Source organism: Streptomyces sp. UNOC14_S4 (assembly GCF_020740835.1).
Taxonomy (GTDB): domain Bacteria; phylum Actinomycetota; class Actinomycetes; order Streptomycetales; family Streptomycetaceae; genus Streptomyces.
In genome coordinates, this window is sequence record NZ_JAINFC010000322.1 from 1 (window position 1) to 8,821 (window position 8,821).

Annotated in this window: 6 protein-coding genes and 1 pseudogene; 4 read left to right on the forward strand and 3 right to left on the reverse strand. The window is 74.7% G+C overall.

The genetic code is table 11. From position 1 onward, the window contains the following. Together K6I34_RS24870 and K6I34_RS24875 are read right to left on the reverse strand one after the other, a co-directional pair. Positions 1–4,093 (reverse strand): type I polyketide synthase (locus K6I34_RS24870; RefSeq protein ID WP_229328594.1); only part of this gene is annotated, 4,093 nt, incomplete at its 3' end. 54 nt (positions 4,094–4,147) lie between these two features. Beyond that, positions 4,148–4,945, reverse strand: coding sequence for a PspA/IM30 family protein (locus K6I34_RS24875; protein ID WP_229328602.1), 798 nt, complete (start codon positions 4,943–4,945; stop codon positions 4,148–4,150). A gap of 340 nt (positions 4,946–5,285) precedes the next feature. Between K6I34_RS24875 and K6I34_RS24880 the strand changes: the two genes are divergently transcribed. From K6I34_RS24880 to K6I34_RS24890, 3 genes are all read left to right on the forward strand, one after another. After that, positions 5,286–5,888: a DUF3043 domain-containing protein gene (locus K6I34_RS24880; protein ID WP_308294051.1), complete on the forward strand. Its 603-nt coding sequence runs from the start codon at positions 5,286–5,288 to the stop codon at positions 5,886–5,888. A 74-nt stretch (positions 5,889–5,962) separates the two neighbouring features. Then, positions 5,963–6,670 carry a bifunctional 2-polyprenyl-6-hydroxyphenol methylase/3-demethylubiquinol 3-O-methyltransferase UbiG gene (locus K6I34_RS24885; RefSeq protein WP_229328606.1) on the forward strand — a complete coding sequence of 236 codons (708 nt, stop codon included), beginning with the start codon at positions 5,963–5,965 and terminating at the stop codon, positions 6,668–6,670. A gap of 73 nt (positions 6,671–6,743) precedes the next feature. Next, on the forward strand, positions 6,744–7,850 hold the full coding sequence (locus tag K6I34_RS24890; protein ID WP_229328608.1) for a S1C family serine protease: 1,107 nt from the start codon (positions 6,744–6,746) through the stop codon (positions 7,848–7,850). Positions 7,851–7,898: 48 nt separating this feature from the next. Here K6I34_RS24890 and K6I34_RS24895 read toward each other — a convergent pair whose 3' ends face one another. Continuing rightward, positions 7,899–8,108 (reverse strand): hypothetical protein, encoded by a 210-nt coding sequence (locus tag K6I34_RS24895; RefSeq protein ID WP_229328609.1) that lies wholly within the window; start codon positions 8,106–8,108, stop codon positions 7,899–7,901. 128 nt (positions 8,109–8,236) lie between these two features. Between K6I34_RS24895 and K6I34_RS24900 the strand changes: the two are divergent. Beyond that, positions 8,237–8,821: pseudogene (locus K6I34_RS24900) on the forward strand (adenosylcobinamide kinase/adenosylcobinamide phosphate guanyltransferase); the annotation flags it as partial.

Below are 8,821 nucleotides of genomic sequence, written 5' to 3' on the forward strand. Positions count from 1 at the left end.
GCGTGCCGGGGACGACGGCCGAGCCGAGCGCGACGTGGTCGGCCAGCCAGGGGTGCGAGCCGGCCGACAGGCGGCCGGTGAACACCGTCGCGGAGCCGTCGGCCAGGTCGACGCCCGCGCCCAGCACCGGGTGCTCGACCGCGAACTGTCCCCAGCCCGCGCCGCCGGAGGCCGCCGCGCCGGACGCCTCGGCCCAGTGGCGGCGGCGCTGGAAGGCGTAGGTCGGCAGGTCCACCCGGGTGACCCGGTCGTGGGCGACCAGCCCGGCCCAGTCGACCGGCAGGCCACGGACGTAGGCGTCGGACAGCGCCGTCACCAGCCGGTCCGGTCCGCCGTCGTCCCGTCGCAGGGTGCTCAGGACGGCACCGGGGGCGCCGAGGTCGTCGAGGGTGTCCCCGAGCGGCACCACCAGTCCGGGGTGCGGGCTGCACTCGACGAACGCGTCGTGGCCGTCGGCGGCCGCCGCGCCGACCGCGGTCTCGAACAGCACGGTGCGGCGCATGTTCTCGAACCAGTACGCGGCGTCGAGGGGCGTCCGCTCGTCGAGGACCGTGCCGGTGACGGTCGAGTACATCGGGATGCGGCCGGGCAGCGGCCGCAGGTCCGCCAGCAGGCGGGTGATCTCGTCGCGGGCGGCGTCCATCTGCGGCGAGTGCGACGCGTACGCCCCCGGCACCCACCGGGCCCGGGTGCCCTCGGCCTCGCACCGGGTCATGAGCGCGGCGAGGGCGTCGGTGTCGCCGGAGAGCACGACGTTGCCCGGGCTGTTGACGGCGCCGATCGCCACCAGGCCGTCGGCACCGGTCTCCTCGATCAGTGTGCGGGCGCGTTCGGCCGTCAGGGCCACCGCGAGCAGCGCGCCGTGGCAGGCGTCGGCCGCCTGGACGGCCCGGACCCGCATGACCGCGACGCGCGCGGCGTCCTCCAGGGAGAGCAGACCGGCGACGTACGCGGCGGCGGCCTCGCCCTGCGAGTGGCCGATCACGGCGGCGGGGCGCACTCCGCAGGACTCCCACCACCGGGCGAGTCCGACCATGACGGCGAACAGGACGGGGTGCAGCACCTCGACCCGCGCGAGGGCCGCGGCGGTCCCGTCGTCGGTGCCGCGCAGCAGGTCGAGCAGGGACCAGCCGGACACCAGCGGGTCGATGACCGCCGCGCACTCGGCGACCGCGTCCGCGAACACCGGGCAGTGCTCCAGCAGTCCGGCGGCCATGCCGAGCCACTGCGACCCCTGTCCGGGGAAGACGAAGACGGGCCCCGGCCCGGAGACCACCGCTCCGGTGGCCGTCCAGCCGCCTTCGGCCCGCTCGGCGAGGGCGGCGGCCAGTTCCGTGGTGGTGCGTCCCCGTACCACCGCGCGGTGGTCGAGAACGGCGCGCCCGGTCGCCAGGGACCAGGCCACGTCGGCGGGTTCGGCGTCGGGGTGCCGCAGGGCCCAGTCCCGCAGGCGGGCGGCCTGCGCGCGCAGGCCCTCGGCGGTACGGGCCGACAGCGGCCACGGCACGACCCCGGCGACGCCCCGCGTGTCGGGCGACAGACTCACAGAGGCGGTGGCCGGGCGGTCCTCGGCGGGGGCCTGTTCGAGGATGATGTGCGCGTTGGTGCCGCTGACCCCGAACGAGGACACACCGGCCCGGCGCACCCGCTCCCCCGCGGGCCAGGCGACCGGCTCGGTCAGCAGCGCGACGCCGCCCGCCGCCCAGTCGACGTGCGGGGTCGGCTCGTCGACGTGCAGGGTGCGCGGGAGTTCGCCGTGGCGCAGGGCGAGCACCATCTTGAGGACACCGGCGATGCCCGCGGCGGACTGGGTGTGGCCGATGTTGGACTTGATCGACCCGAGCCGCAGGGGCCGGTCGGCGGGCCGGTCCTGCCCGTACGTCGCGAGCAGTGCCTGGGCCTCGATCGGGTCGCCGAGCCGCGTGCCCGTGCCGTGTGCCTCGACCGCGTCGACATCCGCGGGGGCCAGCCGCGCGGCGGCGAGTGCCTGCCGGATGACGCGCTGCTGGGACGGGCCGTTGGGTGCGGTGAGTCCGTTGGACGCGCCGTCCTGGTTGACGGCGGAGCCGCGTACGACCGCGAGGACGCGGTGTCCCCGGCGCCGGGCGTCGGAGAGCCGCTCGACGAGGACCAGGCCGACGCCCTCGCCCCAGCCGGTGCCGTCGGCCGCGGCCGCGAAGGGCTTGCAGCGGCCGTCGGCGGACAGGCCGCGCTGGCGGCTGAACTCGACGAACGCCTGGGGCGAGGTGAGGACGGCGACGCCGCCCGCGAGCGCGAGGTCGCACTCGCCGGAGCGCAGGGCGTTCGCCGCCAGGTGCAGTGCGACCAGCGACGAGGAGCACGCGGTGTCGACGGTCACCGCCGGGCCCTCTAGGCCGAGCACGTAGCTGACCCGGCCACTGATGACGCTGGTCGCGGTGCCGGTGAGCAGATAGCCTTCCTGCCCTTCGGCGAGCGATCCCGACGAGGTCGTGTGGTAGTCCTGCGCCATCGCGCCGACGAACACGCCCGTGCTGCTGCCGCGCAGCGAGGTGGGGTCGATCCCGGCGTGTTCGACGGTCTCCCACGCGGTTTCCAGCAGCACCCGCTGCTGCGGGTCCATCGCGGCCGCCTCGCGCGGCGAGATCCCGAAGAACTCGGCGTCGAAGCGCACGGCGTCGTCGATGAATCCGCCTTCGCGGACGTAGGACTTGCCGGGGCGGTCCGGGTCGGGGTCGTAGAGGGTGTCGAGGTTCCAGCCCCGGTCGCGGGGGAACGGCGTGACGGTGTCGGTGCCGTCGGCCAGCATGCGCCAGAGGCCGTCCCCGTCGGTGACGCCGCCCGGGTAGCGGCAGCCGAGGCCGACGATGACGACGGGGTCGTCGTCGGTGGCGGGCGTGTGCGGTGCGGGGGGCGTGGCGTCCGCGGCGACGGCACGGCCGGGGGTGCCGAGCAGTTCGGCGCCGATGTGGGCGGCCAGCGCGTCGGGGGTGGGGTGGTCGAAGACGAGCGTGACCGGGAGCCGCAGTCCGGTCGCGGCGGCGAGCCGGTTGCGGAGCTCGACGGCGGTGAGCGAGTCGAAGCCGAGTGCCTTGAACGGGCGCTCCCGGCCGATCGCGTCGGGGGTCGCGTGTCCCAGGACGGCCGCGGTCTCCTGGCGGACGAGGGCCGACAGGGTCTGCCGCCGCCGGTCCTCGGGGAGCCGGGCGAGCCGTTGCGCGAACGACGCCGCGTCCGGGTCGGGTCCGGTGGCGGCCCGGCGCGGCCGGGGGCGGACCAGGTCGCGCAGCAGCGCGGGGAGGTGGCCGGCGTCGCGCAGCGCGGCGAGGTCGAGCCGCGCGGGGAGCACGGACGGCCGGTCGGCGGTGCGCGCGGCGGCGTAGAGCGCGAGCGCGTGGTCGGTCTCCAGCGCGGCGACGCCGGTGCGGGCGATGCGGTCGAGGTCGGCGCGGTCGAGGTGGCCGGTCATGCCGCTGGCCTCGGCCCACAGGCCCCAGGCGAGCGAGGTGGCCGCCAGGCCGCGGGAGCGGCGGTGGTGGGCGAGGGCGTCGAGGAAGGCGTTGGCGGCGGCGTAGTTGGCCTGTCCCGCGCCGCCGAAGGTGCCCGCCATCGAGGAGAAGAGCACGAACTCGGCGAGGTCCAGCTCGCGCGTGAGCTCGTGCAGGTTCCAGGCTGCGTCGGTCTTCGGGCGCAGCACGCGGTCGAGCCGGTCGGGGGTGAGGGCGTGCAGGGCGGCGTCGTCGATCGCGCCGGCGGCGTGGATCACGGCGGTGAGGGGGTGCGTGTCGGGGACGGTGGCGAGCAGGGCGGCCAGCGCCGTCCGGTCGGCGGCGTCGCAGGCCTCGATGCGGCCGTCCGCGCCGAGGGCGGTGAGTTCGGCGGCGAGTTCGCCCGCGCCGTCGGCGGCCGGGCCGCGGCGGCTGGTCAGGAGCAGGTGGCGGGCGCCGTGGCCGGTGACGAGCCGCCGGGCGAGGAGGGCGCCGAGGGTGCGGCGGAAGCCCTCCTCGTCGCCGCTCTCCATCTCGTCGAGCAGCTCGTCGTCCAGCGCGTTCAGCTCGGTGAAGTGGCTGTCGGCCAGCTTCACCTGCCCCTCCCCCATGATCCGTACGATCATGACGGTCTCCCTCGGTCCGGTGCGTGCGGGCTCATGGCCTCTTCACTGCCCAGGTCACTGCTTGTCGAAGCGCGGGGTGTCCTGGGGCTGCTGCTGTGCGCCCTGGCCGGGACGGCCGCCCTCGATGGCCTGCCGGTCGGCGCTGCTGCCGCCCGCGAGCTCCGCCTTCATGCGCTGGAGCTCCAGCTCGACGTCGTTGCCGCCGGAGAGGCGCTCCAGCTCGGCCGTGATGTCGTCCTTGGCCATGCCGGTGGGGTCGTCGAGCGCGCCGGAGGCGAGCAGCTCGTCGATGGCCCCGGCCCGCGCCTGCATCTGCTGCGTCTTGTCCTCGGCGCGCTGGATCGCCAGGCCGACGTCGCCCATCTCCTCGGAGATGCCGGAGAACGCCTCGCCGATGCGGGTCTGTGCCTGGGCGGCGGTGTAGGTGGCCTTGATGGTCTCCTTCTTGGTGCGGAAGGCGTCGACCTTGGCCTGGAGGCGCTGGGCGGCGAGCGTCAGCTTCTCCTCCTCGCCCTGGAGGGTGGTGTGCTGCGTCTCCAGGTCGCTGACCTGCTGCTGGAGGGCGGCACGCCGGGTGAGCGCCTCACGGGCGAGGTCCTCGCGGCCGAGGGCGAGGGCCTTGCGGCCCTGGTCCTCCAGCTTGCTCGACTGGCCCTGCAGCTGGTTCAGCTGGAGTTCGAGACGCTTGCGGGACGTGGCGACGTCGGCCACGCCACGGCGCACCTTCTGGAGCAGTTCGAGCTGCTTCTGGTACGAGTAGTCGAGGGTCTCGCGCGGGTCCTCGGCCCGGTCCAGGGCCTTGTTGGCCTTCGCGCGGAAGATCATTCCCATACGCTTCATGACACCGCTCATGGGCCTCGGGCGCCCCCTTCTGACGGACTACGAACTCCAGCACATCTTGCAGAACCCACAGTACGGGGCCCGCTTCCATTACCGCACCGTTCGGGCGCCGATGCGCTCCTACTCCAGGACGATCAGAAGGTCACGGCCCTCCGGCCCAGGGAGTAGGTGGACCCCGGCCGGAACAGGGGACGGAACGAGGGACGGAACGAGGGGTGCCGGTGGTGCCCGCGTGCCGTGCCGTGCACGGGTGCCGCACACGGGCTTTCACCAGGGGGAACGAGGGGGCGTTGCCGGATCGTTCCCCGGACGGCCGGTGGCCATCCGTCCGTACCACGTACCCTTGGGTTTCGTGTTCCGAAGCCGTTCCACTTCCAAGGACGAGCAGGCCGCGGCCGCCAAGGCGACCCCGGACCAGCCGAAGCAGACCCGTGACCCGCAGGCCCCCAAGGGCCGCCCGACCCCCAAGCGCAGCGAGGCCACCGCGCAGCGCCGCAGCCTGGCCAGTACGCCGGCCAACCGCAAGGACGCTGCGAAGCGCTCCCGCGAGGCCCGCCGCGCCGACCTCGCCCGGCAGCGCGAAGCCCTGGCCAATGGCGACGAGCGCTATCTGCCGATCCGCGACAAGGGCCCGGTCCGCCGCTTCGCCCGCGACTACGTGGACGCGCGCTACTCGGCCATGGAGTTCTTCCTCCCCCTCGCGGTGCTCATCCTCATCCTGAGCATGATCAACCGCGGCAGCTTCCAGGTGTACGTGCTGTTCGCCTGGATGGTCGTGATCGCCCTGCTGGTGGTCAACGCCCTGGTCCTCGGGCTCGGCCTGCGCAGCGCCCTCAAGCAGCGCTTCCCCGACGAGAACCGCCGCGGCGCGGTGGCCTACGGCGTGATGCGCACGCTCCAGGTCCGCCGGCTGCGGCTGCCCAAACCCCAGGTCAAGCGCGGGGAGAAGCCCTGACCGGTTTCGGCGGCGGCGCCGAGGGCTGGCTGCGGGGACTCGGGGGGCTGAGGAACACCGTCCGCCAGGAGCTGGTGGCGCGCCAGCTCGACACGCAGATCGCGGCCCGCTTCCCGGTGGGCCGCCGCCTGCGCGTCCTCGACGTGGGCCCCGGGCAGGGGACGCAGGCGCTGCGGCTGGCCCGCGCCGGTCACGAGGTGACCGGCCTGGAGGCCGACCCCCGGATGGCGGCGGCGCTGCGCGAGGCGGTGACCGCCGAGCCGGAGGGCATCCAGGAGCGGATGCGTGTCGTCGAGGGCGACGGGCGGGACGCGGGGGCGCACTTCCGGCCGGGCACGTTCGACGTCGTCCTGTGCCACGGTGTCCTGATGTACGTGGCGGAGCCGGACCCGATGCTCGCCGGGCTCGCCCGGGTGCTCGCGCCCGGCGGCCTGCTGTCCCTGCTCGTGCGGAACGCCGACGCGCTGGCCCTGCGGCCGGGGCTGGCCGGTGACTGGGCGACCGCCCTGGCCGCCTTCGACTCCCCCGCCTACACGAACCGCATCGGCCTGGCCGTGCGGGCGGACCGGCGCGAGACCCTGACCGCGACGCTCGCGGGCATCGGCGCCCCGGTGCAGGCCTGGTACGGCGTGCGGGTCCTCACCGACCAGGCGCCGGACGGCACGCCGCCCCCGGCGGGCGAGGAGCTGCACCGCCTGCTCGCCGCCGAGGACCGCGCGGGCCGTACGGATCCGTACCGGGCGGTGGCGGCCCTGCTGCACCTGTGCGGCGTACGGGGCTGACGCCCGCCCGGGCGACTCCGGCCTGTCGCGCACAGCGCGCGACAGGCCTTCCACAGGGAGTAATACTTCCTGTATGGACGGTTCACGCGCCCGTACCCTCCCCCTCGTCGCCGCGGCCTGCGCCGTGACGCTGCTGGCCGCCGCCGGTCTGGCGGGCTGTTCCGGCAAGAAGGCGTCGAACAGCGCCGCGGCGTCCTCGGCGTCGTCCGCGTCCCAGTCCTCGTCCGCCCCCTCCCCCGCCGCGCCCGCCGGGTCCGCGGGGGACCTCCAGGCCGCGTACGAGAAGGTCGTCAAGGACGTCCTGCCCTCCGTCGTGCAGATCACCACCGGCGAGGGGCTCGGCTCCGGCGTGATCTACGACGACAAGGGCCACATCGTGACCAACGCGCACGTCGTGGGCAACGCCGAGAGCTTCAAGGTCACCCTGGCCACGGGCGGCGGCAGCGTCGGCGCCCGGCTGGTGTCCAGCTATCCGGAGCAGGACCTCGCCGTCGTCCAGCTGAACGACGTCCCCAAGAACCTCAAACCCGCCACGTTCGGCGACTCCGCCAAGGTCGAGGTCGGCCAGATCGTGCTGGCCATGGGCAATCCGCTGGGCCTGTCCAGCAGCGTCACCCAGGGCATCGTCTCCGCCGTGGGCCGCACGGTCAGCGAGGGCAGCAGCGGCGGCGGCACCGGGGCGACCATCTCCAACATGGTGCAGACCTCCGCGGCCATCAACCCCGGCAACAGCGGCGGCGCCCTCGTCAACCTCTCCGGGCAGGTCATCGGCATCCCGACGCTCGCCGCCACCGACCCCGAGCTGGGCAACGGCGCCGCGCCCGGCATCGGTTTCGCGATCCCGGCCTCGACGGTGCACACCGTCGCCGGTCAGATCATCAAGAGCGGCAAGGTCACCAACTCCGGCCGGGCGGCCCTGGGCATCACCGCGCGGACCGTCGTCGGCGACAACTTCGCGCCCGCGGGCGCCGCGGTGGTCTCGGTGACGCAGGGCGGGGCCGCCGACAAAGCGGGCATCAGGGCGGGCGACGTCATCACCGGCCTGAACGACACGGCCATCACGACCATGCAGTCCCTGACCGAGACGCTGGCGGGCCTCAAACCGGGCGACCGCGCCAAGGTGACGTACCTCCGGGACGGCTCCGAGCACACGGTGACCGTGACGCTCGGCGAGATGTGAACCACGCGCGTCGGGGCCGCGGGACGAGCCCGCGGCCCCGACGGGCCGTCAGCTCTCGGCGGCGGCGCGCAGGCTCATCGTGTAGATCTCCGTGCCGTCCTCGAACAGCGTGACCTGCTCGGCGCCCCCGTCCAGGAGATCCTTCCAGACCTCGCCGATCCAGGTCTCCGCGTCACCCTGCGTGCTGAAATCCTCCGGTTCCACCGCGGGCGAGGTCTCCGTCCCGTCGGCCTTCTCGAACCGCCACACCCACGCCATGTCCGCCTCCCGGGACTCGGATACGCGCATCAGTGCAGCGCACTCTAACGGCCCGTCGGGAACGGGAGCAGTGCGAGAAAGGGTGAGCCCCGCGCGACCACGGCCCGCGGACGCGAGACGATCAGTGCGTGGAACTCACTCTGCTCGGCACCGGGGCCCCCGACGGGCTGCCGCGCCCCGACTGCCCCTGCGCGTCCTGCGCCACCGCCGTCGGCGAGGACGCGCGGGCCGCGACCGCGCTCCTCGTCGACGGGGTCCTGCTGCTGGACCTCACGCCGGGGCCCGCGTTCGCGGCCGCCCGCGCGGGACGGTCGATCGCCGGGGTCCGGCAGGTGCTGCTGTCGCACCCGGCCGACGGGCCCGCCGTCGAGTTCCCGGCGGGGCTGCCCGCGCCGGTGCGGGTGCCGGACGGGCGCGAACTGGCGCTGATCAGCGGGCACAAGGTGCGGGCGATGGCCCTGGACTCGCCGGGCACCGGCTACGAGGTGACCTCGCCGGAGGGCGAGCGGCTGCTCTACCTGCCGCCGGGCGGCGCCCCGGCCGGGCCCGTCGGGGCGAAGCCGTACGACATGGTGCTGCTCGACGTGACCGGCAGGCCCGACGCGCTGGCCCGGCTGCGGGCCGCGGGCGCGGTCGCGGCGACCACCGACGTGCTGTCCGTGCAACTCGACCACGACGTGCCGCCGGGCCAGGAAATGCGCCGGCGGCTGGCG